Origin of the sequence: Klebsiella sp. KTE92, from assembly GCF_000398905.1 — a bacterium.
Classification (GTDB): Bacteria; Pseudomonadota; Gammaproteobacteria; order Enterobacterales; family Enterobacteriaceae; genus Klebsiella; species Klebsiella variicola.
On the sequence record NZ_KB976100.1, the window covers coordinates 4,481,442 to 4,506,860 of the forward strand.

Annotated in this window: 28 protein-coding genes and 1 tRNA gene; 8 read left to right on the top strand and 21 right to left on the bottom strand. The window is 53.4% G+C overall.

What is annotated here, in order from left to right:
* Window positions 1–53: 53 nt before the first annotated feature.
* The 8 genes from A1WC_RS04615 to A1WC_RS04585 all read right to left on the bottom strand — a co-directional run bounded on the left by A1WC_RS04615 (window position 54) and on the right by A1WC_RS04585 (window position 5,244).
* A complete protein-coding gene (locus A1WC_RS04615) occupies window positions 54–338 on the bottom strand; it encodes a hypothetical protein (protein WP_016161800.1) in 285 nt (94 codons plus the stop codon).
* A gap of 63 nt (window positions 339–401) precedes the next feature.
* Window positions 402–1,460: a major capsid protein gene (locus tag A1WC_RS04610; RefSeq protein WP_016161801.1), complete on the bottom strand. Its 1,059-nt coding sequence runs from the start codon at window positions 1,458–1,460 to the stop codon at window positions 402–404.
* Between the two features lie 25 nt (window positions 1,461–1,485).
* Window positions 1,486–1,821 carry a hypothetical protein gene (locus tag A1WC_RS04605; protein WP_016161802.1) on the bottom strand — a complete coding sequence of 112 codons (336 nt, stop codon included), beginning with the start codon at window positions 1,819–1,821 and terminating at the stop codon, window positions 1,486–1,488.
* A gap of 705 nt (window positions 1,822–2,526) precedes the next feature.
* On the bottom strand, window positions 2,527–2,895 hold the full coding sequence (locus tag A1WC_RS0125365) for a hypothetical protein (protein WP_032691246.1): 369 nt from the start codon (window positions 2,893–2,895) through the stop codon (window positions 2,527–2,529).
* A gap of 100 nt (window positions 2,896–2,995) precedes the next feature.
* Entirely contained in the window at window positions 2,996–3,631 is a 636-nt protein-coding gene (locus tag A1WC_RS04600) for a hypothetical protein (RefSeq protein ID WP_016161803.1), read from the bottom strand.
* Window positions 3,632–4,597 carry a DUF6945 domain-containing protein gene (locus A1WC_RS04595; protein ID WP_016161804.1) on the bottom strand — a complete coding sequence of 322 codons (966 nt, stop codon included), beginning with the start codon at window positions 4,595–4,597 and terminating at the stop codon, window positions 3,632–3,634.
* Window positions 4,578–4,799, bottom strand: a complete 222-nt coding sequence (locus A1WC_RS04590; RefSeq protein WP_016161805.1) for a hypothetical protein — start codon at window positions 4,797–4,799, stop codon at window positions 4,578–4,580. The genes A1WC_RS04595 and A1WC_RS04590 overlap by 20 nt, the downstream gene beginning before the upstream one ends.
* A gap of 16 nt (window positions 4,800–4,815) precedes the next feature.
* Window positions 4,816–5,244, bottom strand: coding sequence for a hypothetical protein (locus A1WC_RS04585; RefSeq protein ID WP_016161806.1), 429 nt, complete (start codon window positions 5,242–5,244; stop codon window positions 4,816–4,818).
* 1,278 nt (window positions 5,245–6,522) lie between these two features.
* Here A1WC_RS04585 and A1WC_RS28410 point away from each other — a divergent pair.
* Complete coding sequence (locus A1WC_RS28410; protein ID WP_016161808.1) at window positions 6,523–6,654, top strand: hypothetical protein; 132 nt, start codon at window positions 6,523–6,525, stop codon at window positions 6,652–6,654.
* Between the two features lie 169 nt (window positions 6,655–6,823).
* Here A1WC_RS28410 and A1WC_RS04580 read toward each other — a convergent pair whose 3' ends face one another.
* Window positions 6,824–7,384 (bottom strand): recombinase family protein, encoded by a 561-nt coding sequence (locus tag A1WC_RS04580; RefSeq protein ID WP_016161809.1) that lies wholly within the window; start codon window positions 7,382–7,384, stop codon window positions 6,824–6,826.
* Window positions 7,385–8,417: 1,033 nt separating this feature from the next.
* Between A1WC_RS04580 and A1WC_RS04575 the strand changes: the two genes are divergently transcribed.
* Entirely contained in the window at window positions 8,418–9,287 is an 870-nt protein-coding gene (locus A1WC_RS04575; RefSeq protein WP_016161810.1) for a hypothetical protein, read from the top strand.
* A 119-nt stretch (window positions 9,288–9,406) separates the two neighbouring features.
* Here the strand turns inward: A1WC_RS04575 and A1WC_RS28075 are convergent, their stop codons facing one another.
* From A1WC_RS28075 to actS, 3 genes are all read right to left on the bottom strand, one after another.
* Window positions 9,407–9,574 carry a hypothetical protein gene (locus A1WC_RS28075; RefSeq protein WP_016161811.1) on the bottom strand — a complete coding sequence of 56 codons (168 nt, stop codon included), beginning with the start codon at window positions 9,572–9,574 and terminating at the stop codon, window positions 9,407–9,409.
* Window positions 9,575–10,565: 991 nt separating this feature from the next.
* Window positions 10,566–10,639 (bottom strand) — tRNA-Gly (locus A1WC_RS04570).
* 80 nt (window positions 10,640–10,719) lie between these two features.
* The gene (gene actS, locus A1WC_RS04565; protein WP_016161813.1) at window positions 10,720–11,433 is read right to left on the bottom strand and encodes an amidase activator ActS; all 714 of its coding nucleotides are present in this window, start codon (window positions 11,431–11,433) and stop codon (window positions 10,720–10,722) included.
* A gap of 313 nt (window positions 11,434–11,746) precedes the next feature.
* Between actS and idi the strand changes: the two genes are divergently transcribed.
* Window positions 11,747–12,301: an isopentenyl-diphosphate Delta-isomerase gene (gene idi / locus A1WC_RS04560; protein ID WP_016161814.1), complete on the top strand. Its 555-nt coding sequence runs from the start codon at window positions 11,747–11,749 to the stop codon at window positions 12,299–12,301.
* Window positions 12,302–12,531: 230 nt separating this feature from the next.
* Here idi and lysS read toward each other — a convergent pair whose 3' ends face one another.
* The 5 genes from lysS to xerD all read right to left on the bottom strand — a co-directional run bounded on the left by lysS (window position 12,532) and on the right by xerD (window position 18,614).
* Entirely contained in the window at window positions 12,532–14,049 is a 1,518-nt protein-coding gene (lysS, locus tag A1WC_RS04555; protein ID WP_008806422.1) for a lysine--tRNA ligase, read from the bottom strand.
* Between the two features lie 9 nt (window positions 14,050–14,058).
* Window positions 14,059–15,157, bottom strand: a protein-coding gene (gene prfB / locus A1WC_RS04550) for a peptide chain release factor 2 (protein WP_012540595.1) whose coding sequence is annotated in 2 segments (ribosomal slippage) — window positions 14,059–15,081 and window positions 15,083–15,157 — 1,098 coding nt in all. Because the reading frame shifts where the segments join, the coding sequence is not laid out codon by codon here.
* Window positions 15,158–15,242: 85 nt separating this feature from the next.
* On the bottom strand, window positions 15,243–16,976 hold the full coding sequence (gene recJ, locus A1WC_RS04545) for a single-stranded-DNA-specific exonuclease RecJ (protein ID WP_016161815.1): 1,734 nt from the start codon (window positions 16,974–16,976) through the stop codon (window positions 15,243–15,245).
* Between the two features lie 5 nt (window positions 16,977–16,981).
* Window positions 16,982–17,695, bottom strand: a complete 714-nt coding sequence (gene dsbC, locus A1WC_RS04540; RefSeq protein WP_008806425.1) for a bifunctional protein-disulfide isomerase/oxidoreductase DsbC — start codon at window positions 17,693–17,695, stop codon at window positions 16,982–16,984.
* A 22-nt stretch (window positions 17,696–17,717) separates the two neighbouring features.
* On the bottom strand, window positions 17,718–18,614 hold the full coding sequence (gene xerD / locus A1WC_RS04535; RefSeq protein ID WP_008806426.1) for a site-specific tyrosine recombinase XerD: 897 nt from the start codon (window positions 18,612–18,614) through the stop codon (window positions 17,718–17,720).
* A gap of 100 nt (window positions 18,615–18,714) precedes the next feature.
* On the opposite strand from xerD, the gene fldB reads away from it, so the two are divergent.
* Window positions 18,715–19,236 carry a flavodoxin FldB gene (gene fldB / locus A1WC_RS04530; protein WP_008806427.1) on the top strand — a complete coding sequence of 174 codons (522 nt, stop codon included), beginning with the start codon at window positions 18,715–18,717 and terminating at the stop codon, window positions 19,234–19,236.
* Between the two features lie 6 nt (window positions 19,237–19,242).
* Here the strand turns inward: fldB and A1WC_RS04525 are convergent, their stop codons facing one another.
* Entirely contained in the window at window positions 19,243–19,653 is a 411-nt protein-coding gene (locus tag A1WC_RS04525; RefSeq protein ID WP_002916310.1) for a protein YgfX, read from the bottom strand.
* The gene (sdhE, locus tag A1WC_RS04520) at window positions 19,634–19,900 is read right to left on the bottom strand and encodes an FAD assembly factor SdhE (RefSeq protein ID WP_002916312.1); all 267 of its coding nucleotides are present in this window, start codon (window positions 19,898–19,900) and stop codon (window positions 19,634–19,636) included. The genes A1WC_RS04525 and sdhE overlap by 20 nt, the downstream gene beginning before the upstream one ends.
* Window positions 19,901–20,145: 245 nt before the next feature.
* Between sdhE and ygfZ the strand changes: the two genes are divergently transcribed.
* On the top strand, window positions 20,146–21,129 hold the full coding sequence (gene ygfZ, locus A1WC_RS04515; RefSeq protein WP_008806428.1) for a tRNA-modifying protein YgfZ: 984 nt from the start codon (window positions 20,146–20,148) through the stop codon (window positions 21,127–21,129).
* 311 nt (window positions 21,130–21,440) lie between these two features.
* On the opposite strand, the gene trhA is transcribed toward ygfZ, so the two are convergent.
* Both trhA and yqfB read right to left on the bottom strand, forming a co-directional pair.
* Window positions 21,441–22,100 (bottom strand): PAQR family membrane homeostasis protein TrhA, encoded by a 660-nt coding sequence (trhA, locus tag A1WC_RS04510; RefSeq protein WP_008806429.1) that lies wholly within the window; start codon window positions 22,098–22,100, stop codon window positions 21,441–21,443.
* Window positions 22,101–22,263: 163 nt separating this feature from the next.
* Window positions 22,264–22,575, bottom strand: coding sequence for a N(4)-acetylcytidine aminohydrolase (gene yqfB, locus A1WC_RS04505; protein WP_016161816.1), 312 nt, complete (start codon window positions 22,573–22,575; stop codon window positions 22,264–22,266).
* 50 nt (window positions 22,576–22,625) lie between these two features.
* Here yqfB and A1WC_RS04500 point away from each other — a divergent pair, with 50 nt between their 5' ends.
* From A1WC_RS04500 to A1WC_RS04490, 3 genes are all read left to right on the top strand, one after another.
* A complete protein-coding gene (locus tag A1WC_RS04500) occupies window positions 22,626–23,354 on the top strand; it encodes a MurR/RpiR family transcriptional regulator (protein WP_032691247.1) in 729 nt (242 codons plus the stop codon).
* 119 nt (window positions 23,355–23,473) lie between these two features.
* Window positions 23,474–24,907, top strand: coding sequence for a 6-phospho-beta-glucosidase BglA (bglA, locus tag A1WC_RS04495; RefSeq protein WP_016161818.1), 1,434 nt, complete (start codon window positions 23,474–23,476; stop codon window positions 24,905–24,907).
* Window positions 24,908–25,031: 124 nt separating this feature from the next.
* Window positions 25,032–25,391: a hypothetical protein gene (locus A1WC_RS04490; RefSeq protein ID WP_012967243.1), complete on the top strand. Its 360-nt coding sequence runs from the start codon at window positions 25,032–25,034 to the stop codon at window positions 25,389–25,391.
* The last annotated feature ends 28 nt before the right edge of the window (window positions 25,392–25,419 follow it).

Below are 25,419 nucleotides of genomic sequence, written 5' to 3' on the forward strand. Positions count from 1 at the left end.
AATTGTTTTAAATCCCAGCAATAAGCACCAACCAATAAGTAACTGATTTTTAATCAAAATACCTTACCACTTGCGTTATTGGCATCACAGGCTGTAAGAAACGCTGTTGCATCTTTCTCTGACAGAGTGGCGAGCACATCCCGCTGCTTTTTGATCGCAGTGTAATGCAAAATTGCAGCTTCCAGCCCCACAGAGGCAACCTTGCTCAGGAAGGTTGATCGAGCACACCCCAGCAGCCTGGCGAGCGCTGAAACGTTCAGCAACCCTGCATCGTCCAATGTTTTGATACGTGCGGACAGAAGCGGGACGTTGCCCACACCCAGAATCTTCAATTGCATATATTTACCTCTCCAAATGAAAAGAGGGCGACAATTGCCGCCCAACTTCTTTACCTCGCCTGATTACGCTTCGGCGGTGTTAACCGTCAACCGGGTGATCATTGATTGGTTGTAACAGATTGGTAACAATCCATATTCTGATTGGATGGTCTGATTGTGTAAGTGGTCTTCCCAGCCGTACTGGAAGAAGAAACTTTCCGCGCCGTCAGCCGCTAAACGTGCGTCTCGTGAGGCTGGGCCGTGATAGCATTCGAACGGTTGCAGATCGCTACCAACCAGATTGTTAGCACCGAATACCGGAACCATAAACGCAGTCCCAGCCGGGATGAAGTCCCGGTACAGCAGACCAGTATTAACGAAGGTCAGGCCGTCAACGGTCATCGCCTGAAACGCTGGCAGACTTGCTTTAACGCTGGCGTTAAACAGATTGCTATCAGGCAACACGCCGTGATTGATCAGAGTCAGCATAGACGGGTGGAATTTAATCGCCTTGTACGCTTCCGGGGAGCACAGAACAACCACACCACGCATGGAACTGAGCCAACCGCCCAGCGCAAAGCGCATTGCGTTTGCTGCGGTATCCAGATCCTCTAACGGGCCGTTGCCTGTTTTGGTGGCGTCCACGCTGGCAGTTGCGACGGTCTGACCGAATTCATCTTCAAAATCAAGCACAGGTCGATCTTGGGTGTACGGTGCCAGCACCTGACCAGAGAACAGGGCGCGAGCAAGATATTGCTCTTTTGTCTGGCGGAATTTCAGATACTGGCGAATGCCTTCATCTGAAACTAATTCGCCAATGTCTGTTTGACGTTGAGTCCCGGTACGGCGGCGACCCTGAAAATCAGCAGCACCAACAGATCCCGTAGTTACGAAATGGGGAATTTCGATCAGGCGGTTTTTGCTACGTGGACGTTCGGTCACGTCAACTTCGGTAGAGTAGCGGTTAACGCTGGCAGCAACGGATTGCATATTCTCGTGGAGTTCATCCAGCTCACATTTTGGCAGTGGAGACGTTTTATCTTTGAAGATATCGAGCGCCTGCAACAGAAAGTTATCCCCGAAGCGTTCTTTGTACGCGCCGGAGAAGTAATTGACCTTAAAGCCTGTAGTAGAAATAGTCATCGTTATGATTTCCTTATCGTTATTATTATTCAGAAACAGAAACGCGGTTTAGACCGTCGGTTTCAATAGCCGTGATGGCAGCAGCCAGAGCCGCTGGAGTAGCAGCACGGAGGCCGTTACGTTTCAGGATGCAGCCGCGATCCACCACAATTACTGGGACGTTAGCGCCAGCCTTGTGGCTATCCAGTGCGATCAGGACGTTCACCCCGCTCGCATAGGCTGCACCCGCTGGGGTCAGTAGTGTGCCGGGGACGGTATCCACAGCCAGGGTGGCGAATGTTACTGTTTTGTGGGAAAACACTGGATCATCGCGATACGCGATCACATCCTGCGGGGATAAGTCTTCTTCGTACATAAGCATAAAATTGTCACTCCAGAATCATTAAAGTTGTTGTTTAGTTGTTCGGTCGTTTCACGATGATGTTGCAACATCACCGCTATAGCGGCCTGTAGGCCATATCGTCATAATTGACGGTGTATAGGTGTCAAAAAAAACCAGGCGGTAGGAGATACCGCCCCGGAGGACAAAGCAGAAGCATTGTTATTTTTCTGAGAGAATTGGAATGTGCAGCGCCCTTTACGGGCGTTATCGAAAACCGATAACCCGGCTAAAGCGGGCTGGAAATAAGGGAGCGGCAACGGCGGGAGACCTCTGAATCCCTACGCCGTGCGCTCGTGCCAGTTCACATCATGGCGAGATGGCCCGGAGGAGAGCCGGGGCTTAGTACGGCTGTTACACCGCTGGCAAACCCCATCGCAGCAGGCTATACCACGGCAGGATTATTTCGTGTTCAGCGGGGTTGTTGCCCGGCTGAATGAATAAGCGGCGCTGGGAAGCGATGAGGCTCGTGCAAAGCATATCGAAGGCCAGGCGCCTGAGAGGAGATTAAATGCGACAATTGGCAGTAGTACGCAGTCTCTTTCGAGACATTAATCACCTTGCATATAATTTTAACACGTTATTATTGAAAGTGCAATCATAATTTTCGTCAAATCTGTTGACTTAACGATTCATTTGTGAATTGAACGAACTTCGTACTAGTCAGTACGTTAATTCCCTTCATGGTCAAGCCATCTCATGGTCACGGAGAGGTGCCGATTCGATAATGTATGAGTACGCTGCCGGATCGGCGGCGACAACCTGGCGGCATTTCTCCCTCGCCAAGCGAAGCATTTCAGGATCTATTTCGTGCGGAGTAAAACCTCCCGCCCCTGCACCCAGTGTCTTCATAATGCGGCGCATTTTGATTTTGCTGTCGGTCACTGGCGCAACTGCGGGCGCTGTTGTTGGTTTCCAGTCTGGATGGCGTATCAGATAGTCATCAACGGCGCTTTTTACAGCGTCCTGCCGCTGTTCGGTTTCCATCTGTTCGATGGTGCGCCCGTTCATGGCTGCGGCTATGGAATCGCGAACGGTTTTGAGTAAGTTTTTCATTTTTGTTTTTATTCCTTAATAGGATAACCAGCCCGTCACGGGCGCAACGATACGCCAGCAGCAACGGGCAGGTATGGTAAAAGGTCTATGAGATTCAAGGTCAAGCCGTCGCGGTCTGGCTCGCTGTTGTGGTTTGTTGGCTTTTTCTAACGCGGCGAACAGGGTTTATTTGAATAGGCCGCGATTTGCTCGCAGCTTTTCGGGCCACAACCTGCCGATATTCAACATACAGCGGATCATCGTACTCTGGCATCCGTGGAGCCATTGCGGCATTGGTAACCCCATCACCCCGGAGGGACATCACCACGGTAAATAAGGGCAAGCCAAGCGCCTGACAGATATCTGCGAGCATCGCGCCCTCGTGCCACATCGTTATTATCAATCTCCCGTTGTTCGGGTTCGCAAAGCGCCTGCATCTTGGGTTATAAGAGCTATTGTACAATTCGATAACACGTTCCAGCGGAAGACGCAGCAGCAGCGCGACTTTGCCCGGAGGTACTCCGGCGACCAGCATGATTTTGCATTTTTTGATTATGTCGCCGTCGCGAGCGCGGTTTTTAAACAAGCGGGTTAAATCTGGGTCGGGTAGATCGATCTTTGCTGATTGGTCTGTTTTTTGTTCTGGTTCAGTGCAGCCCGCTTTGCGCGAGTTAACTTCGTTAACGTCACCTGGTGACGCTGGTTCTGTCAGGTCTGTATTCTGGGTGGCGGGCTGCGCCTTACGTTTATCAATCATTTATCCTCTACGATTTAAAAAGTTTTTTTCAGCTTCTGCTTCTCTGATCTTGAGGTGTTCACCAATCAGATTATCAAGGCCAGCGCCTGATTCACCCCACATTACGCCGTAGTCGTCCCTGCCATCATCGCCAACACACGACCAGTAGCGAAGGTCATCAAGCGGGGCTATAACCCGGCCTGCGGTTTCTTCTGGCTCTCGCTTCTCAGATGGAAACACCGCATCATCTTTATATTCCTGCGCTCTCTGGCTTACTGCATGATTACCAGCGGCGCGATCATCGCTGCTGCCGTCATTGTCAGATTCCACGCTATCGCGCTGTCCAACAGTAGACGCGGCAGGCTCAGAGGCCAGGTCACGACTCTGATCAGCGGATTCGCCTGTTGGCGCATCAGTAGATGATGTAGCAGTGGCTGCTGCCTGTTCTGCCTGCGGTGTTTCGGCTTCTTCATGACCATTACCATTTTCCTGCTTCTCCTCGGATTTTTTGGCCGCGTTCCCGCTGGCACGTTCGTGATCCCAAACAGGCTCGCCGTCATCCTCTGCGAATATGATCTCCAGGTTTCCAATCACCTCCATAAGGCGCACTGCTGTATATTTAATCAGACCTCGGGGCGCACCTTTTACTGTTTTTATGCCTGTTTTGCGGATCAATCCCAGCATTTTTAACGCATCCAACGACTCGTTAAGTTTTGTTTTCCCCAGTCCTACGCTCAGCTTGATCCTATCCTGGGATTGGTAGAACTCCCCGTGGCGACTCTCAAAACCTTTTACCTGATTGAACATATAGAGGTAGAGGCGGAGCATGTCAGAATCCCAGTTGATTACCGTTCCGGCATGTTCACCATTCACAATTTTGATTTTGCTCGCGCAAACCAGACGCATTTCAATGTTGGTGTATGGTTCGTCCGGCGGAGGTGTCCGTTTAGCTGTTGCCTGCGGCACTTTAGTTTTTTTTGCTCTCATTGTTCATTCCCTGTGGGTTCGTTAGTGATTCGGGTAGTGGCTGGCCCGTTATCAGGCGTTCATCGTTCGCGGCGTCTCTTTTTTTAAGATTTTGCGCCATGTCCTGGCACATGATGCGGATCATTCTGGGAACCGGCATCCTCAGGCGATCCGACTCCTCGCGTAGAATCGCGTAGGTTTCGTCATCAAGCGAAAGTTTCATATTTTATCTCCTCGGGTTAATCCGGCGTTACCATGTCCGGGACGGGTTCGCCCGTCAGCTTCTCAAGTTCGCCCGCCGCCTCAATCATTTTCAGCAGCAGCACCTGATCATTGAGCAAGCCCGCGCCCTGACGAGCGTAAAATAAGCGCCACGCGGTCAGCACGGGCTGGATGATTTCAATCACGTCACGCCCTTTTGCCAATTCAGCGTTATACGGAGAGAGGATTTTTTTGATGTTTTTAGCGCCGCGATTCTGTGATTTCAGGCGTTTCAGGATGTTCAGCGCCTGGCGAGTCTCTGGATAATGTTTATCGGCTTTTGCAGCTCCACCCATGCGGGAGCGGAATGCGTGTAAATTTTGAGCGGTTGTAATTCCTGCGTCGATAGCCTCGACGATCTCGTTTGCGGTTGCGCTGGTAAAATCCAGATGTGCAGGTTTTGCCATTATTTCCCCTATGTATGTGATGGTTATTACGGCTGGGATAATTCCCCAACCTACGATATACAGTTTACAGTATATGAGAGAATTTGTCAATGAAACATCTCATTTACTTGATAAAAATATAGATAGTGTAATAAGTCAACTTACAGATGTACACACTCACTGTCAAGCGTCAATGGTAAAAAATGCCAGATCGCGAGCGTGTACGCTAAAACGCTCTGTAAGGCGCTGTAACGCGCTCTGACTCCTACCCGCTACCATCGTATTACACAAGGTGTTACAGCCCCGCATATCACCCTCTCGTTGAGGATTTCGCAGGGCATGAAGCATGATTGGCACGAACGTTGCTTAATGATGTTTGCTTATTATGTCCCGGCCCACACTCTCGCCGCCCCCATTGACTCTGCGGGTTACACTCCTCGTGACAATGTGTCCAAATTACTGCGCGGGCTGTCGCCCTTGCTGCCCAAAAGGTGGCGAGCCTGTTCGGTCAGAACAGGATAACGAGTCACCGTATGGGCGATGGATATCGCGAAGCGTGGAGCGTAGCGACTGAACAGAGACCAGAAAGAAAGAGATAGCCATCACAACCGGAATCGAAAAGGTGTTGGTCGTTTGCCCTGCGTGTAAGGTCTTCACGGCTAGGGAAGACCGCATGATAATTCAGGTTTGTATTGATCTAATTCCGGTTTATATTGATTTAATTTATGTCCGCATGGCGAACTATTAAATCCCGCATAAAGTCCGCATAACGAACTATTAAAGGATTTATAAGTTCGCAATACGAACTATTAAAGGTGGTGACCACTTACCTTTCCTCAGTGGTTGGTGCCTCGCCACCCGGCGATCTTTTCTCAAAATAAATGCCATTAAATAGCCTGATAATAATGATCAAGTAGACCTAAATACGCCCTACCTCGACCCGTCCGGGCAACTTCCCGCTCTTGGAGATGGTCAAGTTGGGACCTTCGATATGGTGGAGGTTATACAGCGGTATGGCCTGAGCGCCAGCCGTGGCGCGGGTTCGTTAAATTTGTCTGCCGATATCATGGCTCGCCTGTTCATCGCGGTGCTAAACCAGATTCACTCACTACGCAAATTCCGTTGAAAAAAAATTCTTCGCCAAAAACCAGAAACGATGAGAATCGCCTCGGTTTTCAGCCCGATTTTCAGGCACATGGGACGCGCTCTGGAGGGCGCTTCGCTTGTGGTAATCGTGATTCAGTTCGCGACGGTAAACGCCGCTAAGGGCTTCTGGCGAAGCGCAGGAGGCGTTGCCGGATGGTAGATGTGGTGATGCTGTTTACACGTTGGGAAAAAGGTCGAGACCAGGGCCGGAAGCTGGGCGATATCGCCAGCCGCGAGGTTGCCACTGGCAACAATGCGGCCTTGTTGTGGGATGCAGATCCATGACCGCCGTCATGGTCGGTATCCTGCGTGTTGAACGGTGTTCCGCGTGTTGGTCGGTGCGGTCGATGTGGCTGGGCGGTGTGGCGGGTCAGTATGGTCAGTTTCAGACAACAAAAAACCCCGCCGGAGCGAGGTCAGAGAGACAAGGTGAAATACGGTACTCCTGGAAGGCTTACACCGCTGGCCTTAAACGGTAGAAGGTAGCCTTGCTGATAGACAATTCAGCCATCACATCCTTGGGGGCCATGCCTTTTTCAAGCAGTAATTGCACATCTTCGACAGTTGCCTTATTAGGCCTGCCGCAGTGGACGCCATCATTTTGAGCACGTTTAATGCCAGCGGTTCTACGCTCTGCTATGAGGTCTTTTTCAAGGCTGGCTAATCCAGCCATCATGGTGAGCATCGCTTTGCCAACAGGGGTGGACAGGTCGAAACCTTCGCGCAAGCTGATGACCTTCACGCCTTTAGCCTGGAGTGCCTCAACAGTGGAAAGCACATCGATGGTATTACGGCCTAAGCGGTCTATACCAACCACAATCAACGTATCACCTTCGCGAATGTAAGCCAGAAGGTCACCGAATCCTTTACGCTCTGCCGCCTTCACGCTGCCGCTTGTGGCTTCATCGCAGTACCACTTGCTAACCTGGTAACCAGCCTCAGCGATCTGTTGCTTCTGGTTCTCTACTGTCTGTTCGTTAGTGGACACACGCACATATCCGATGATTGATGTCATGATAGCTCCCTGTCTCAAAAGTTAGTCTCATTAATATAATAGTCTCAAAAATTAAAATCAACCTTTTAAGACAGTCTCAGGGCGCATTCTTCCGTTAAGTAAAATCGTCTCAAAAGGAAGTCCTTTTAAGACTTGATGGTTAGAATTAAACTCACCCCAGATTGGTGAAAGAGGCAAACGGGAATTGTGCAGGGACTTGATAACGATCACAGGAAGATATTTTGTAAAGATTCTTGACGCCCAGTAAGTGGTATAATTACTCGTCTAACATCTCAGATAGAGCGCAAGCATGAAACCCCCGTTAACACCATCCATCTGCGACAAGATCAGACCCTAAAGACCGAGCCTCCGGCAAGGGCGATATTTTGCGGGAAGAAAAACAAAGAAGGGGTGCATCACTTTCCAGCGCCTCGTGAGGGGGCGTGATATTTCTCCGAAATAATCACCTTGTACAGGTCTGCAACTGATTACCTTCGGGCGGGAGCGGGGTAAGAAAACCAACCTGTTTCACGGCCTTTGGACGATACAGATCGAAATCGCTCGCTTCTTTGAGATCGAAGGGCCAGCCAGTTGACCATAGCAGTGTTGAGGCTTTGTTGAATAAATAGATATTATGCTGCGTGCCTACAAAAACGTCGTTTTTTCTCAACGTAAAATCAGTAGGTTAAGGTCAGGATCGGAAGCTACTCGTAGTATAGACCAGCATTTTTGACTAAAAAGGCGTTAAAAAACAGCGTGACTTCCTATTATTCAACAAAGCCCAGTGTTGAATGAATATGGTAAATTCGGATGCCGTTCTGGTTTCTTGGATGGGGTTAGCCATACGGAGAGCAAGAAATCTCGCACAGTAGCACTATGGAGTTACCCTGGTGCTGAGGTATTTAGCAGTTCCACTTCTGTACGCTCGCAAATGTTTTTATCAAGCTGTGATCTTAGGACTGTAACTCCAGAGCGCTGGTAAAATTAATAGGCACTACATATAATAGGGAGTATACCTTTACTATTTCACTATAAAATAAACACTGGAGTAAACATGATTAGACTGGGTATTTATGGGTATGAATGCACGAAGGAATATAAATTTAATGATTTTAAAATCACCCCTTTATATAAGAGGCACTCTGAATCTTATAAATTAGCTAAAGATAAAGATGCATATCACCTCACAGCTTTTGTAGAGTACATTAACGGAAACACAAAAAAATTAAACATCATGAATCTCAGGAGTGAAATTCATGACCTCGAAGCTGTTCTGTCATTTATAGATCATAGAGATGTTATTATATCAAATGAGCTAAGAGAACATGAAACTTATGATAATCTCGACATGGATTACCCACGAAAAATAATATCACATCAACGAAAAAATGGAGGTGGATGCGTTATCATAAATGATGCTTTTAGCTCAGATTCTCGCGAGACATTCATAGCACTAACAATGAAACAATTACAATCAGAAAGTAATCCCATAAATGAATCATTCCGAAAAGCTTTTTTCAAAACTATAGAAGTGTTCAGGGCCAGAGAAAGCTTTATTGATATTTCTTATTATTTATTGTTCTCAGCACTGGAGTCTTTATGTCGTGCAAAACAGAATGATTACAAATCTAAGTGTAGTGCAACACCTATTAAAAATGTTTTAACCGAATATGGCTTCGACATCAAACAAGAAAATAAAAAAGAACCATGCAAATCAATCATGACTTATGTCCACTTAAGAAATGCACTCTTTCACAACGGTGAATTAACAGCAAAGACAAATGATGGTGATATCTTTGAGATGAAAGATTATTACCCAGCACTTCACCGATTATTACCTCTAATTTTGATAAAGCACATTGGGTTTGACGACAATAGAATAAACTGGAACTCATGGTTGGATAGAATACCTTTTAAAAGTTAATTCTATCAAAAGTAAATATTACACAAGTGGTAATGAATATACATATCCAGAGCATCTATTTTCCATATACTCATATATAAGCCCTAAGGGGCTGCTATTATTCACTTCATGGATTTTTATCAGATAAATTTCCTCGCCTCGGCGACTATTTTCAATTCATCCTCTTCTGCCTTCTTCCGTTCAAGCCAAGCTCTGCCCTCCGGCGTTGCCAGAAACTTACGGGCATGGATCTTACGGTTGTTGCGCCAGTTGCTGGCGTGGCTGGAGGTATTGAGATAAAAATACATCTTACATTCCCAAGGCCAGCATTTGCTGGCCTTTCTACTTAAGATCGGGTGATACGGATGTTACGAGAGATTCCCAAGGTAACTCTTCATTAACGGGCATCCTTGATATGGTTCTCGCGTATAACTCAGCCTGGGAATAACTTTTAAAGTTCTTGTCGCTGAGATATCCTGAATCATTAGATAGTACGACGGCCCACCCGGATTCTCTTTCAATAAGGGAGATGGTGGTGCCGTCACTTCTCGTCATCTCTTGCATTACACGTCCCATAGGCACCTCACTTTTTCTTACCGTTTAAAGATTGAACATCAATGCCATAATCACCGCCAATTATGGCAAACAGTTTACTCTAACCCTCAAGAATACGATAAACACACCGCGTGAGATTTGTGTTTTTTTGAGCGACCTCACACGGCGACATCCAGCCGTCAGACCCTCCGCGCTGCACTCCAGTGCTATAAGCGCCCTTATGTTTCATGACATCCTCAAAAAATTGGCAAAGCCTGCCTAATGCACCGGGTTGGGTACATAGAGACAAGCGGAGCACAGCGACATCTACAGTCTTTTCCGGCCTACCGCAAAGTATTTCCAATGATCACAGTTCAACTGTCTCTTATCGAGTACCGATCATTTATGGCTCGGTGAACACCACGTAGAGCCAGCCCCTTTCCCGGACTGGTTAGGCTTCCCAACATTTGCTCGTTTATACACTGCGTGTCATCACGACAGGCAGGAACGGAACACCGTGCAAAGTGCGGACAGTTGAAAGTTTTGGGAGAGGTTTAAAGCCCTGGTAAAGGCATCTTTTGTTCATGTTGGACTGTCGCAGTATGAACGATGGAACTACTGCCAGCGTGGTGGTATGCTCCCTTATACCACTGACCACACACGCGGCAGGTGCGGGCGTAGTACAATGGGTAGTTAAAGTTGTACCTGCTTTGCAGGGCAACGTAACTAACTGAAAAATCTAACTCGTTGATTTTTCAGGAGATCTGGAGCGGGCGAAGGGAATCGAACCCTCGTATAGAGCTTGGGAAGCTCTCGTTCTACCATTGAACTACGCCCGCGAAGAGGTGCGAGAAGCATTATAGCCCTTACGCACCCTGTGACAAGCCTGCCAGATGCTGACTGGCGATAAAATAACCTTTTAGCACTTAGGTTTACTGCCCTGCGGCGGCAGATAGCGCAGCGGATCGATGGCCGTGGCCCGATAGCGGATCTGGAAATGCAGGCGCACAGAGTCGGCATCCGTACTGCCCATGGTGGCAATTTGCTGGCCGGCCTTCACGCTCTGGCCATTATTCACCATCAGCTTATCGTTGTGGGCGTAGGCGGTGATGTAATCCTCGCTGTGCTTAATCATGATCAGGTTGCCATAGCCGCGCAGCTGGTTGCCGACATACACCACCTTGCCCGCCCCGGCGGCATACACCGGCTGCCCGCGGGTCCCGGCAATATCAATGCCCTTATTGCCGCCATCGGCGGTGGAATAAGGCAGGACCACTTTGCCACTGGTCGGCCAGCGCCAGCAGCGCTGTCCCACCGGCGGCCAGGAGGATTGAGGTACCGCAGATGAAGGGGTGACCGCCGCAGTGCGCGTAGAGGAAGATTTTTTCTTCGTCGTCTTTGACGCGCCGCTGCCGTTGAGCTTCAGCTTCTGCCCCACCTCAATGGTGTAAGGCGGCGAGATGTTATTCAGACGAGCCAGATCGCGAACGCTGGTGCCGGTGGTGCGCGAGATGCCGTACAGGGTATCGCCACGTTTGACGGTATAGGTGGCACCGGAGTCGGAGGTGCTGGAGCAACCGGCCAGCACCAGGCTTGTCGCCAGCATCAGTGTCATATAAAAGCGTTTCATCATCAGGCATCCTGCACTTAACACAACCACTTACCTCGCAATCAGGGCGAATATCATACCAGCCCGCGGCGCAGGGCGTCATCCCTGAAGGCTAACAGATGACCCTCTGGCATCACGTTCGGCCAGCGACGGAAAGATTCACGTTCATACCGCACGTCGTGGAGGGCACGCCCCGCAGTCCCAGGCTGCCGCTCGCAGACCAGCCTCCAGGGCTTGTTTTGGTAATGCCTTTCTCCCATTTATGGGCTACCCTAGTGGCCTGAGTACATGACCCGGCGGGTTTGTGCCGGGTCATTTTTTATTTTCAGGAGTCGTCATGGCCGGGGAACACGTCATTTTACTGGATGAGCAGGATCAACCTGCCGGTATGCTGGAGAAGTATGCCGCCCACACGCTTGATACCCCTTTACATCTCGCGTTTTCCTGCTGGTTGTTTAATCAGCAGGGTCAGTTTCTGGTCACCCGTCGTTCGCTGGGCAAAAAAGCCTGGCCCGGGGTGTGGACTAACTCGGTCTGCGGACACCCCCAGCAGGGCGAGACCTTCGAGCAGGCCGTCACGCGCCGCTGCCGCTTCGAGCTCGGCGTGGAGATCGCCGATATCGCGCCGGTTCACCCGGCCTTCCGCTACCGGGCGGTCGCCCCCAACGGCATTGTTGAGAACGAAGTGTGCCCGGTGTATGCCGCACGCGTGGTCAGCCAAGTGCAGCTTAACGACGATGAAGTCATGGATTATCAGTGGGTTGACCTGGAAACGATGTTAAGCGCGCTGGCCGCCACGCCGTGGGCGTTTAGCCCGTGGATGGTACTGGAAGCGGAAAACCAGGACGCCCGCCAGGCGCTGATCGATTTCGTTGCGCGTCTGCGCGGGTAAGCTGACTATTCTCCAGGCCAGGCGCAGCCCTGTGCCTGTCATTAATGCCTGGCGGCGCTACGCTTGCACAGGCCTACGGTTCTGCGCCATTGCGTAGCCCGGATAAGGCATTTACGCCGCTATCCGGGATCCCCCGGCTTGCGCTGCGCCGGGCTACGTCAGGCTTCGGCCCTCATATCAGACATAAAAAAACCCGGCAAGCCGGGTTTTTTGTATTTCGCGAAGGGCGATTATTTCTGCGGACGCATCGCCGGGAACAGGATCACGTCGCGGATGGTGTGGCTGTTAGTGAACAGCATGACCATACGGTCGATACCGATACCCAGACCAGCGGTCGGCGGCAGGCCGTGTTCCAGCGCGGTGACGTAGTCTTCGTCGTAGAACATCGCTTCGTCGTCGCCGGCGGCTTTCGCATCAACCTGATCCTGGAATCGCTGCGCCTGATCTTCAGCGTCGTTCAGCTCGCTAAAGCCGTTACCGATTTCACGGCCGCCGATAAAGAACTCGAAACGGTCGGTGATTTCCGGATTCACGTCGTTACGGCGCGCCAGCGGAGAAACTTCCGCCGGGTATTCGGTGATGAAGGTCGGCTGAATCAGATGCGCTTCCGCCACTTCTTCGAAGATCTCGGTCACGATACGGCCCAGACCCCAGCTCTTCTCAACTTTTATGCCGATGGACTCAGCGATCGCTTTCGCGGAATCGAAGTTATCCAGATCCGCCATCTCGGTTTCCGGACGGTATTTCTTGATCGCTTCGCGCATGGTCAGTTTTTCAAACGGCTTGCCGAAGTCGAACACCTGGTCGCCGTAAGGCACTTCAGTGTTGCCGAGGATGTCCTGCGCCAGGGTGCGGAACAGGGATTCGGTCAGCTCGATCAGATCTTTGTAATCCGCGTATGCCATATAGAGTTCCATCATGGTGAACTCTGGGTTATGACGAACGGAGATCCCTTCGTTACGGAAGTTACGGTTGATCTCGAAGACGCGTTCGAAGCCGCCAACCACCAGACGCTTGAGGTACAGTTCCGGCGCGATACGCAGGTACATGTCCAGATCCAGCGCATTGTGATGGGTGATGAACGGACGCGCGGAAGCGCCGCCCGGGATCACCTGCATCATCGGGGTTTCCACTTCCATAAAGCCGCGGCCAACCATGAACTGACGAATACCCGCCAGGATCTGCGAACGCACTTTGAAAGTGTTGCGAGATTCATCGTTGGAGATCAGATCGAGGTAACGCTGACGATAGCGCGCTTCCTGATCCTGCAGGCCGTGGAATTTGTCCGGCAGCGGACGCAGGGCTTTGGTCAGCAGACGCAGCTCGGTGCAGTGGATGGACAGCTCGCCGGTTTTAGTCTTGAACAGCTTACCGCGGGCGGCGATGATGTCGCCAAGATCCCATTTTTTGAACTGGTCGTTATAAACGCCTTCCGCCAGGTCATCACGCGCGACGTATAGCTGAATGCGGCCGCCAACGTCCTGCAGGGTAACGAAAGACGCTTTACCCATAATACGACGGGTCATCATGCGGCCAGCAACGGCCACTTCAACGTTCAGCGCTTCCAGCTCTTCGTTTTCTTTCGCATCGAAGTCAGCGTGCAGTTGGTCAGAGGTATGGTCACGACGGAAATCGTTCGGGAAAGCGACGCCCTGCTCACGCAGCGCGGCCAGCTTCTCACGGCGGGTTTTCAGTTCATTATTAAGGTCAATTGCCGCGTCAGCGCCCTGTGCTTGTTGTTCAGACATGTTGGTTCCTCATAACCCTGCTTTCAAACTTGCTTCGATAAATTGGTCCAGGCTGCCGTCGAGCACCGCCTGAGTGTTGCGGGTTTCCACCCCGGTACGCAGATCTTTAATACGCGAGTCGTCCAGCACGTAAGAGCGGATCTGGCTGCCCCAGCCGATGTCGGACTTGTTGTCTTCCATCGCCTGCTTCTCGGCATTTTTCTTCTGCATTTCCAGCTCATAAAGCTTCGCTTTCATCTGCTTCATGGCCTGGTCTTTGTTCTTGTGCTGCGAACGGTCGTTCTGGCACTGTGTCACCAACCCGGTCGGAATGTGGGTAATACGCACCGCGGATTCCGTACGGTTAACGTGCTGTCCACCGGCGCCGGATGCGCGATAAACGTCGATACGCAGATCGGCCGGGTTAATTTCGATATCGATATCGTCATCCACTTCCGGATAAACGAACGCCGAGCTAAAGGAGGTATGACGACGGCCACCGGAATCGAACGGGCTCTTACGCACCAGGCGGTGAACGCCGGTTTCCGTACGCAGCCAGCCGTAGGCGTAATCGCCAATGATTTTGATGGTCACGGATTTAATGCCCGCAACTTCACCTTCGGATTCTTCGATGATTTCGGTCTTAAAGCCGCGGGCTTCCGCCCAGCGCAGGTACATGCGCATCAGCATGCTGGCCCAGTCCTGGGCTTCGGTGCCGCCGGAACCGGCCTGAATATCGAGGTAGCAGTCGGCGCTGTCGTATTCGCCGGAGAACATGCGGCGGAACTCAAGCTGTGCCAGCTTCTCTTCCAGCCCGTCCAGCTCAGCAACCGCTTCGTTGAAGGTCTCTTCGTCTTCGGCTTCAACCGCCAGCTCCAGCAGACCAGCCACGTCTTCCAGCCCCTGGGACATCTGATCCAGGGTATCCACAATGGCTTCCAGAGAAGAACGCTCTTTACCCAGCGCCTGGGCGCGTTCAGGTTCGTTCCAGACGTCCGGCTGTTCCAGCTCGGCGTTTACTTCTTCGAGACGCTCTTTCTTGGCATCGTAGTCAAAGATACCCCCTAAGAACGTCGGAGCGCTCCGTGAGGTCCTGAATGCGGTTTTTTACCGGATTTATTTCAAACATGGTCGGTTTCTTTTAATGGATTTGTCAAAATGCGGTGATAAGAGCGGAATTCTACCGGATTCGCGCCCTTATTCATACACTGTTGTCAATTTGGCCAGAGGTGATCGATGATCAGCTGCAGGCTGCGGTTGCCGCGGAACTCGTTGATGTCGAGCTTGTAGGCTAACTGCACTTCGCGCACGCCGTTGTCCGGCCAAATGGAAGTATCAACGTTGAAAGCAATACCGTCCAGCAGCGGGCCGCCGCCAACCGGTTCGACCATCACTTTCAGGTGACGCTCGCCCACCAGCCGCTGCTGCAGCAGGCGAAAACGGCCATCAAACAACGGTTCCGGGAACATCTGCCCCCATGGTCCGGCATCGCGCAGCATCTGCGCCACTTCCATGCTCATCTCCGTCGCCGCCAGCGGGCCGTCGGAGACCACCTCGCCCTGCAATAATGCGGGATCCAGCCACTCAGTCACCAGTTCGCCGAAGCGCTGTTGAAACTCCTCAAAGCGCGCCTCTTCCAGCGATAAACCCGCCGCCATAGCATGGCCGCCGAACTTCAGGATCAGTCCCGGATAGAGCGTATCCAGGCGCTCCAGCGCATCGCGCATGTGCAGCCCCTGAATAGAGCGGCCGGAACCTTTCAGCGTGCCGTCGCCGGTCGGCGCAAAAGCGATAACCGGGCGATGGAAGCGCTCCTTAATGCGTGATGCCAGAATGCCGACCACCCCCTGATGCCACTGCGGATGGTACATCGCCAGCCCGCCAGGCAGGGTGTCGCTGCTACGTTCCAGTTGCTGACACAGGGTCAACGCTTCGGCCTGCATCCCCTGTTCAATCTCTTTACGCGTCTGGTTGAGCGCATCAAGCTCATTGGCTAACACGCGCGCTTCGCCGATGTTATCGCACAGCAGCAGCGCCACGCCGACGGACATATCATCCAGCCGCCCCGCCGCATTGAGGCGCGGCCCAAGGGCGAAACCGAGGTCGCTGGCCGCCAGTTTTTGCGGGTCACGGTTGGCAATTTCCAGCAGCGCTTTAATGCCTGGCCGACATTTGCCGGCGCGAATGCGGCTTAACCCCTGCCAGGTCAGGATGCGGTTGTTGGCATCCAGCGGCACGACGTCCGCGACGGTGCCCAGCGCCACCAGATCCAGCAGCTCGGCAAGGTTCGGCGCGGCTATGCCGCGGGCGTCGAACCAGCCTTTATCGCGCAGGAAAGTACGCAGCGCCAGCATCAGATAAAACGCCACCCCCACCCCGGCCAGTGATTTCGACGGGAAGTCACAATCGCGCAGGTTAGGGTTAACGATGGCCTCGGCCGCCGGTAGCGTCTCGCCCGGCAGGTGGTGATCGGTCACCAGCACCGGAATGCCCAACGCATGGGCGTGATCGACACCGGCATGTGACGAAATGCCGTTATCAACGGTCATGATCATCTGCGCGCCGCGAGCGTGCGCCTGATCGACCACTTCCGGGCTTAAACCGTAGCCGTCTTCAAAACGGTTGGGCACCAGATAGGAGACGTTACCGTAGCCCAGCGCGCGTAGCGCCAGCACGCTAAGGGCGGTACTGGTGGCGCCGTCGGCATCAAAATCGCCGACCACCACAATATGTAACCCTTTCTCGAAAGCCTCATGCAGCATTTCAACCGCTTTTTCAACGCCGGTGAGCTGCGTCCACGGCAGCATGCCTTTGACGCTGCGCTCCAGCTCCTGCGCGCTGCGCACGCCGCGGTTGGCATACAGCCGCTGCAGCAGCGGCGGCAGGTCGGCAGGGAGAACGACGCCGTCAACCGCCTCGCGGCGGCGTAGTTGTATCTGTTGTTTCACGCGAATCAGTTACCGCTTGTCTGTTTTTTATGCTCGTCGAGGAACGCTTTCAGCTCTTTCGGCCCCTGATAGCCCGGCAACACCATACCGTTGCTGAGAACCATCGCCGGGGTGCCGTTGACGCCCATTTGCACGCCGAGGGTGTAATGTTTGGCGATATCCACATTGCAGCTTGCCGGCTGCACGCCTTTGCCGTTCATGGCGTCATCCAGCGCTTTGTTGCGATCTTTCGCACACCAGATGGCCTTCATGTCCTGCTCGGCCTGGCTCTGCAGCCCCTGGCGCGGGAAGGCCAGATAGCGCACGGTAATGCCCAGTGCGTTGTAGTCGCTCATCTGCTCGTGCAGTTTATGGCAGTAGCCGCAGGTGATGTCGGTAAAGACGGTAATGACGTGCTGCTCCTTCGGCGCTTTATAGACAATCATCTCGTTGCTCAGTGCGTTCAGCTTACCGACCAGCAACTGGTTGGTGACGTTGACCGGCTGCGCGCCGCTCACATCGTACATCGGCCCCTGGATGATGTGTTTGCCATCGTCGGTAACGTACAGGACGCCGCTGTCGGTCAGCACCGTGCTCATCCCGGAAACCGGCGACGGTTGAATATCAGTACTCTGCACACCCAGCTTCGCCAGCGACTGTTTGATCGCCGCGCTATCGGCATGCGCCGCGCCGGAAAGCGAGGCTGCCAGCAGAGTGAACATCAATAAACCTTTTTTCATACTCAGTCCTTTTGTTCAGCACTCACGCCCGCGGGTGGTGCTGTTGATGAAGTTGTCGCAGACGCTCGGTCGCCACGTGGGTGTAGATCTGCGTGGTGGAGAGATCGCTGTGTCCTAACAGCATCTGCACCACGCGCAGGTCGGCGCCGTGATTGAGCAAATGCGTGGCGAAGGCATGGCGTAATACGTGCGGGGAGAGTTTCGCGCTGTCGATCCCCGCCAGGACGGCATAGTGTTTAATGCGGTGCCAGAAGGTCTGACGCGTCATCTGCTGTGCGCGCTGGCTGGGAAATAAGACATCCGACGCCACGCCATTCAGTAGCCACGGGCGACCATATTCGAGGTAATTTTCTACCCACATTACCGCCTCTTCGCCCAGCGGCACCAGACGTTCTTTGTTGCCTTTACCAATGACCCGCAACACGCCCTGACGCAGGCTGATATCGCTCATCGTCAGGCCAACCAGTTCCGAGACGCGCAGGCCGGTGGCATACAGCACTTCCAGCATCGCCTTATCGCGTAACTCCAGCGGCTGCTCCACCAGCGGCGCCTGCAGCAGACGTTCAACCTGCGCCTCGCTGAGATCCTTCGGCAACCGCTGCGGCAGCTTCGGCGAAGCCAGCAGCGCGCTGGGATCGTCCGGGCGAATTTTTTCCCGGTACAGATGCTGGAAGAACCGGCGCACGGCGCTGAGCAGACGTGCGGTGCTCGTTGCTTTGTAGCCGCCGGTTTGCCGCTCGGCCAGCAGCGCCTGCAGATCGTCGCTGCCGACGCTGGCCAGCGACAGGCCGCGATGGTGCAGCCACTCGACTAACATCGTCAGATCGCGACGGTAAGCGCTGAGCGTATTCTCCGCCAGATTCCGCTCCAGCCAAAGGGCATCGAGAAACTGTTCGATTTGTGCCAGATCCTGTTTCACATCGGCCTCTTTGTTCGTTATAGGGTCTCATTATGCCTTAAGAGGCCGCCTTTCTGGTACACTGGGCGCAATTCACGGCAAGAATTGAGACGTTTACGCGATGAATATAGGTCTTTTTTACGGCTCCAGTACCTGCTATACCGAAATGGCTGCGGAGAAAATCCGCGATATCATCGGCCCTGAGCTGGTGACGCTGCACAATCTGAAAGACGATTCCCCCGCGCTGATGAGCCAGTACGACGTACTGATCCTCGGCATCCCGACCTGGGATTTCGGCGAAATTCAGGAAGACTGGGAGGCGGTCTGGGAGCAACTGGATACCCTGGACCTGGAAGGCAAAATCGTCGCACTGTACGGCATGGGCGATCAGCTGGGCTATGGCGAATGGTTCCTTGACGCACTGGGCATGCTGCACGACAAGCTGGCGACCAAAGGCGTGAAGTTTGTCGGCTACTGGCCAACCGAAGGCTATGAGTTCACCAGTCCAAAACCGGTTATCGCCGATGGCCAACTGTTCGTTGGCCTGGCGCTGGATGAAACCAATCAGTACGACCTGAGCGACGAGCGCATCCAGAGCTGGTGCGAGCAGATCCTCGGCGAAATGGCCGAACACTTCTCCTGACGCCGCTTACTCCTGCGCCGGTTTTTGCAGCACCAGCCGGCGCAGATCGCGCCATTCTCCGGCATCCATGCTATCCGCCGCCAGCCACAGATGCTGCCCGCGCCGGGTATCGACATGGCGTAAACGCAGCAGCATACCGCTATTGATGACCCACGGCGTCCCGAGGATCTCCCATTCGGCGTTTTGCCAGCGAAGACGGGAATCGGTGAGCAGTTTTATCTCTCCGCGACGGGCATGGATCCGCCGCTGGCTGCGCACGCAGTCAAACACTACCAGCGACAACAGCAGCAGCCAGATCGGGGTGTAGCTTAGCGGCCAGGGAACCAACAGCACCAGCGCCGCCACAACGCCGTGGAGCAGCAGGGAAAACCACTGCGCGCGCCAGGAGATACGGAGATCAGATTGCCACAGGACCACGTTCCCGATTCCGTGTCTGAATTAAGGTTACCATCCGCTGCAGCTCCGCATCGGCCGGTTTGCCGTGGTTCATCAGCCAGTTGAACAGATCCGGATCGTCGTTTTCCAGCAGGCGAATGAACAGCTGTTTGTCAGCGTCGCTGAGGGTATCGTACTCATACTCAAAGAACGGCATGATGGAGATGTCGAGTTCGCGCATCCCGCGGCGGCATGCCCAGTGGATACGTGCTTTATTGTTAATGTCCATGTTGACCTTCCAGCAGCAAAATATAGGTTAGTTTAACCCGTTTTCTGCCGTAACTTTACAGGAATATCGCTGAATGCGAGCATCCTTCCATAAAAACCATAAAATAATGATGGGCTTATTGATTCCCTGCGTCAGGCGGCTGTCTCACGCCAGCGCACAAATGGCCTGTTGAAAGCACTTGCAATGCACTATAGCTCTTTTACCATTGGTCACACACACTGCGTTAAGCGATTCAGGATATGACTATGGCTTTTACACCTTTTCCTCCGCGTCAGCCTTCCTCTTCCGCTCGTCTGCCGTTAACGCTGATGACCCTGGATGACTGGGCGCTGGCGACGATTAGCGGGCCGGATAGCGAAAAATATCTGCAGGGGCAGATTACCGCCGATGTGAGCAATCTCACCGATGCTCAGCATCTGCTTGCCGCCCACTGTGACGCCAAAGGCAAGATGTGGAGCAATCTGCGCGTATTCCGCCGCGACGGCGGCTTCGCATGGATCGAGCGCCGCAGCCTGCGCGACGTACAGCTGACCGAACTGAAAAAATATGCCGTCTTCTCTAAAGTCACCATCGCCGCCAACGACGATCTGGTTCTGTTGGGGGTGGCCGGCTTCCAGGCGCGCGCCGCGCTGGCGCCGCTGTTCGCTGCCCTGCCCGACGCGGCCGCCCCGGTGGTCAGCGAAGGCGCCACCAGCCTGCTGTGGTTTGAACATCCAGGTGAACGCTTCCTGCTGGTGACTGATGTCGACACCGCCAATCGCGTTACCGATGCGCTGCGCGGCGAAGCGCAGCTCAATAACAGCCAGCAGTGGCTGGCGCTGAATATTGAAGCCGGTCTGCCGGTTATCGACAGCGCCAACAGCGGGCAGTTCATTCCGCAGGCGACCAACCTGCAGGCGCTGGGCGGTATCAGCTTCAGGAAAGGCTGCTACACCGGTCAGGAGATGGTGGCGCGGGCGAAATTCCGCGGCGCCAATAAGCGCGCGCTGTGGACGCTGTCAGGGACCGCCAGCCGGGTGCCGGAAGCGGGGGAAGATCTGGAGCTGAAAATGGGCGACAACTGGCGCCGCACCGGGACGGTGCTTGCGGCGGTTCAGCTGGATGATGGCCAGTTGCTGGTGCAGGTGGTGATGAATAACGATATGGAGCCGGACAGCATCTTCCGCGTGCGCGACGATGCCGGAAGCCTGCGCATCGAACCGCTGCCCTATTCGCTGGAAGACGTGTAATAAAGCGTTATGACTCCCGGCTTGCGGCGCTCGCGCCTTAGCCGGGCTACTTGACTGCAAATACCGTAGCCACGGTAAGCGTAGCGCCACCGTGGGATTTCCAGGCGGCAGAGTATCGTAGCCACAGTAAGCGCAGCACTACCGTGGGATTTCCAGGCCGCAGATAATCGTAGCCACGGTAAGCGTAGCGCTACCGTGGGATTTCCAGGCCGCAGATAACCGTAGCCACGGTAAGCGTAGCGCCACCGTGGGATTTCCAGGCCGCAGATAACCGTAGCCACGGTAAGCGCAGCGCCACCGTGGAATGTTTATCAGGACTGGCCGACGTACAGATAGATCGCCAGGAAGTGACACACGCTGCCGCCGAGCACGAAGCCGTGCCAGATAGCGTGGTTATAGGGAATACGTTTGCAGACGTAGAAGATGACCCCCAGCGAGTACACCACCCCGCCGACCGCCAGCAGCGTTACGCCGCCCACCGCCAGCTTCACTGCCAGCTGATAGACCACGATAAGCGACAGCCAGCCCATGGTCAGATAAGTCACCAGCGACAGAATTTTAAAGCGGTGTGCGATGGTCAGCTTAAACAGGATCCCCAGCAGGGCCAGGCTCCAGATGACGATCATCAGCCCCTTCGCCAGCGGTGAATTCAACCCCACCAGCAAAAACGGCGTGTAGGTCCCGGCAATCAGCAGGTAGATAGCGCAGTGGTCGAACTTTTTCAGCCACTGTTTCGCCCGCTGATGCGGGATCGCGTGATAGAGCGTAGAGGCGAGGAACAGCATAATCATGCTGCCGCCGTACAGGCTGTAGCTGGTGATCGCCGTCGCGCTGGCGTTGGTGTCTACCGCCTGCACCAGCAGCAACACGAGGCCGACAATACCGAACACCAGCCCGATCCCGTGGCTGATGCTGTTGGCAACTTCCTCTGCCAGAGAATATCCCTGAGTGATTAATGGTTTGCGCACCATATTTGACTCCGTGAAAACAAGAACGCTTTCATTGCCCACTTAGGGTAACTGAGAATGATTCCAGTGAACACCTGTTAGCTAAAATAAAACGATGTATATTTGTAAATACATTAAAATCATAATGTTACAATGTTATTTCAACTAACAGCTGTGCCGGTTTTATTTAAAGGCGTTTGAATTCAATAACATAAAACCGATCTTCCGCAGGATAGATTTCCCTAATCACCTGCCGCAGTTGTTCGAGGGTCATATTCTCCTGTTGAGCATGCTGTTCAGTTAGCGTATCGAGCGTCACCGACGAGGTGGCGGTCACGGCGATGGTGCAAAAATAGCCGTCATCTTCATAGCGCCCAACGCGCAGGACGTCACCCGGTTTAAAATGCGATTCCGCCGCATCGCGGATAGTAATCGTTTTGCGCCCGGCAAGGATGTCCTCCTGAAAACGCTGAAAAAAGGTAATGTCATTGACCTGCATGATATAATTCCGTCCTGGTCATTATGAATTGTGAGTTCGCCACTGTGAGTATGTTCTCCCACGCCGCTGTCGCCAGTCTCAATAATCTTGAGATGATGGTCTATCACTATGTCATTAAGAATCGTGACAAAGTGATATACATGACCATCCGCGAACTGGCCGAGGCCGCCGGGGTCTCCACCACCACCGTGTTGCGCTTCTGCCGCAAACTACAGTGCGAGGGCTACTCTGAATTTCGCGTACGCTTTAAATTATATCTTGAGCAGAATGAGCCTCAACAGGCAAATATCGGCGCCAGCGAAATTATGAGCTTTTTTAAAAGCGTCAATAATGACGAATTCGATGAATTACTCGAGCAGGCCGTGGATATTATTCTCGCTTCGGAACGTATTATTTTCGTCGGCGCCGGCACCTCCGGCGCGCTGGCGAAATATGGCGCACGCTTCTTTTCCAACGTCGGGAAATTCAGCAACCATATTGACGACCCCTATTTTCCGGTAACCAATGATATGGCCCGTAACGCGCTGGCGATCGTGCTTTCCGTCTCCGGCGAAACCGAAGAGATCCTGCGCTTCGCCAGCCAGTTCAGCCTGCACCGCTGCAAGGTGATGTCGATTACCAGCCACGAGCATTCGCGACTGGCGAAACTGGCTGATTTCAATCTCTCCTGGCACGTGCCGCAGACGCGCATCGGCGGCGTCTACGATATTACAACGCAAATTCCGGTGATCTATATCCTTGAATCGCTGGGACGTAAATTAGCGCGCAAAATCAGCTAAAAATAACAGCCTGTTTTTTCGATGTAACATATTACGTTTAGCGGAATTTGTTATATCGTGACATTCAATTTCGCTTTGCTAGACTCAATCGCAATAGTTATTCAGAGAGATTAGCAAAGATGAAAAAATTGACTCTTCCCAAAGACTTTTTGTGGGGCGGCGCGGTCGCCGCGCATCAGGTTGAAGGCGGCTGGAATAAAGGCGGCAAAGGCCCGAGCATCTGCGACGTGCTGACCGGCGGGGCGCACGGCGTACCGCGCGAAATCACCCACCAGGTCGAAGCGGGTAAATATTACCCTAATCATGAAGCGGTCGATTTCTACGGCCACTACAAAGAAGACATCAAGCTGTTCGCCGAGATGGGCTTCAAGTGCTTCCGCACCTCTATTGCCTGGACCCGCATCTTCCCGCAGGGCGACGAAACTCAGCCGAATGAAGAAGGGCTGAAATTCTACGATGACATGTTCGATGAACTGCTGAAGTACAACATCGAGCCGGTGATCACCCTTTCCCACTTTGAAATGCCGCTGCATCTGGTACAGCAGTACGGCGGCTGGACCAACCGCAAAGTGGTCGATTTCTTTGTACGCTTCGCCGAAGTGGTCTTCGAGCGCTATAAGCACAAAGTGAAATACTGGATGACCTTCAACGAGATCAATAACCAGCGCAACTGGCGCGCGCCGCTGTTCGGCTACTGCTGTTCCGGCGTGGTCTATACCGAGCATGAAAATCCGGAAGAGACCATGTACCAGGTGCTGCATCACCAGTTCGTCGCCAGCGCGCTGGCGGTGAAAGCGGCCCGTCGTATCAACCCGGATATGCAGGTCGGCTGCATGCTGGCGATGGTCGCCCTCTACCCTTATTCCTGCAAACCGGAAGATGTCATGTTCGCCCAGGAGTCGATGCGCGAACGCTACGTCTTTACCGATGTCCAGTTGCGCGGTTACTACCCGAGCTATGTGTTGAATGAATGGGAACGCCGTGGCTTCAACATCAAAATGGAAGACGGCGACACGCAGATCCTGCGCGAAGGCACCTGCGCCTACCTCGGCTTCAGCTACTACATGACCAACGCGGTGAAAGCTGAGGGCGGCACCGGCGATGCCATTTCCGGTTTCGAAGGCAGCGTGCCGAACCCGCACGTCAAAGCCTCCGACTGGGGCTGGCAGATTGACCCGGTTGGCCTGCGCTACGCCCTGTGCGAACTGTATGAGCGCTACCAGAAGCCGCTGTTTATCGTGGAAAACGGCTTCGGCGCCTACGACAAAGTCGAAGCCGACGGCAGCATCAACGATGACTACCGCATCGATTATCTGCGCGCCCACGTCGAAGAGATGATCAAAGCGGTGACTTATGACGGCGTCGATCTGATGGGCTATACCCCATGGGGCTGCATCGACTGCGTCTCCTTCACTACCGGGCAGTACAGCAAACGCTACGGCTTCATCTACGTTAATAAACACGACGACGGCACCGGCGATATGTCCCGCTCGCGCAAAAAGAGCTTTAACTGGTACAAAGAAGTCATCGCCAGCAACGGCGAGAATCTGTAATTGACCGCCCTCTCCCGGCCGGGAGGGGGCAAATCACTTATCCGCCAGACACTTCTTTACAGCTTTACCATTGCCAAAACGCGTTCGCCCGATAAGATAGGCCGCGTGAATATTTGAGGCGATCATGATTAAGCGACAACGCAAAGCCATTCTTTTTGTCCTCCTGGCCTGTCTGGTGGTGCTGACCTGCACCGCCCAGCGGATGGCCGGGATGCACGCGCTGGTCATGAACCTCACCGCCGACAGCCCGTCGCTACAGCAAAACCCGGATAAGGCCGAGGCGCCGGTCACGCCGTGCGAGCTCAGCGCCAAGTCGCTGATGGCCGTTCCGCCGATGCTGTTTGAAGGGGCGCTGTTGGCTATCACTCTGCTGCTGGCGGTGCTGGCGGCGATCCCGCCGCGTATCGAACGCCAGTGGCCTCCCCGCGTTATCTCCCCACCCCGATTGCGGGTGCATCTGCGATTATGCGTCTTCCGTGAGTGATTAATTCTCCTGACAGCTCAGGTTAATT

What these genes read in the sequence shown, in the direction of transcription:
- A1WC_RS04600 (WP_016161803.1), bottom strand. Translation starts at nt 3,631, where the DNA reads ATGATTGATAAACGTAAGGCGCAGCCCGCCACCCAGAATACAGACCTG.
- ygfZ (WP_008806428.1), top strand. Translation starts at nt 20,146, where the DNA reads ATGGCTTTTACACCTTTTCCTCCGCGTCAGCCTTCCTCTTCCGCTCGT.
- trhA (WP_008806429.1), bottom strand. Translation starts at nt 22,100, where the DNA reads ATGGTGCGCAAACCATTAATCACTCAGGGATATTCTCTGGCAGAGGAA.
- A1WC_RS04575 (WP_016161810.1), top strand. Translation starts at nt 8,418, where the DNA reads ATGATTAGACTGGGTATTTATGGGTATGAATGCACGAAGGAATATAAA.
- A1WC_RS04595 (WP_016161804.1), bottom strand. Translation starts at nt 4,597, where the DNA reads ATGAGAGCAAAAAAAACTAAAGTGCCGCAGGCAACAGCTAAACGGACA.
- A1WC_RS04610 (WP_016161801.1), bottom strand. Translation starts at nt 1,460, where the DNA reads ATGACTATTTCTACTACAGGCTTTAAGGTCAATTACTTCTCCGGCGCG.
- A1WC_RS04580 (WP_016161809.1), bottom strand. Translation starts at nt 7,384, where the DNA reads ATGACATCAATCATCGGATATGTGCGTGTGTCCACTAACGAACAGACA.
- actS (WP_016161813.1), bottom strand. Translation starts at nt 11,433, where the DNA reads ATGATGAAACGCTTTTATATGACACTGATGCTGGCGACAAGCCTGGTG.
- idi (WP_016161814.1), top strand. Translation starts at nt 11,747, where the DNA reads ATGGCCGGGGAACACGTCATTTTACTGGATGAGCAGGATCAACCTGCC.
- A1WC_RS04500 (WP_032691247.1), top strand. Translation starts at nt 22,626, where the DNA reads ATGTTCTCCCACGCCGCTGTCGCCAGTCTCAATAATCTTGAGATGATG.
- A1WC_RS04615 (WP_016161800.1), bottom strand. Translation starts at nt 338, where the DNA reads ATGCAATTGAAGATTCTGGGTGTGGGCAACGTCCCGCTTCTGTCCGCA.
- A1WC_RS04490 (WP_012967243.1), top strand. Translation starts at nt 25,032, where the DNA reads ATGATTAAGCGACAACGCAAAGCCATTCTTTTTGTCCTCCTGGCCTGT.
- dsbC (WP_008806425.1), bottom strand. Translation starts at nt 17,695, where the DNA reads ATGAAAAAAGGTTTATTGATGTTCACTCTGCTGGCAGCCTCGCTTTCC.
- sdhE (WP_002916312.1), bottom strand. Translation starts at nt 19,900, where the DNA reads ATGGACATTAACAATAAAGCACGTATCCACTGGGCATGCCGCCGCGGG.
- yqfB (WP_016161816.1), bottom strand. Translation starts at nt 22,575, where the DNA reads ATGCAGGTCAATGACATTACCTTTTTTCAGCGTTTTCAGGAGGACATC.
- A1WC_RS04585 (WP_016161806.1), bottom strand. Translation starts at nt 5,244, where the DNA reads ATGGCAAAACCTGCACATCTGGATTTTACCAGCGCAACCGCAAACGAG.
- bglA (WP_016161818.1), top strand. Translation starts at nt 23,474, where the DNA reads ATGAAAAAATTGACTCTTCCCAAAGACTTTTTGTGGGGCGGCGCGGTC.
- A1WC_RS28410 (WP_016161808.1), top strand. Translation starts at nt 6,523, where the DNA reads ATGGTAGATGTGGTGATGCTGTTTACACGTTGGGAAAAAGGTCGAGAC.
- fldB (WP_008806427.1), top strand. Translation starts at nt 18,715, where the DNA reads ATGAATATAGGTCTTTTTTACGGCTCCAGTACCTGCTATACCGAAATG.
- A1WC_RS04590 (WP_016161805.1), bottom strand. Translation starts at nt 4,799, where the DNA reads ATGAAACTTTCGCTTGATGACGAAACCTACGCGATTCTACGCGAGGAG.
- A1WC_RS0125365 (WP_032691246.1), bottom strand. Translation starts at nt 2,895, where the DNA reads ATGAAAAACTTACTCAAAACCGTTCGCGATTCCATAGCCGCAGCCATG.
- A1WC_RS28075 (WP_016161811.1), bottom strand. Translation starts at nt 9,574, where the DNA reads ATGTATTTTTATCTCAATACCTCCAGCCACGCCAGCAACTGGCGCAAC.
- A1WC_RS04605 (WP_016161802.1), bottom strand. Translation starts at nt 1,821, where the DNA reads ATGCTTATGTACGAAGAAGACTTATCCCCGCAGGATGTGATCGCGTAT.
- lysS (WP_008806422.1), bottom strand. Translation starts at nt 14,049, where the DNA reads ATGTCTGAACAACAAGCACAGGGCGCTGACGCGGCAATTGACCTTAAT.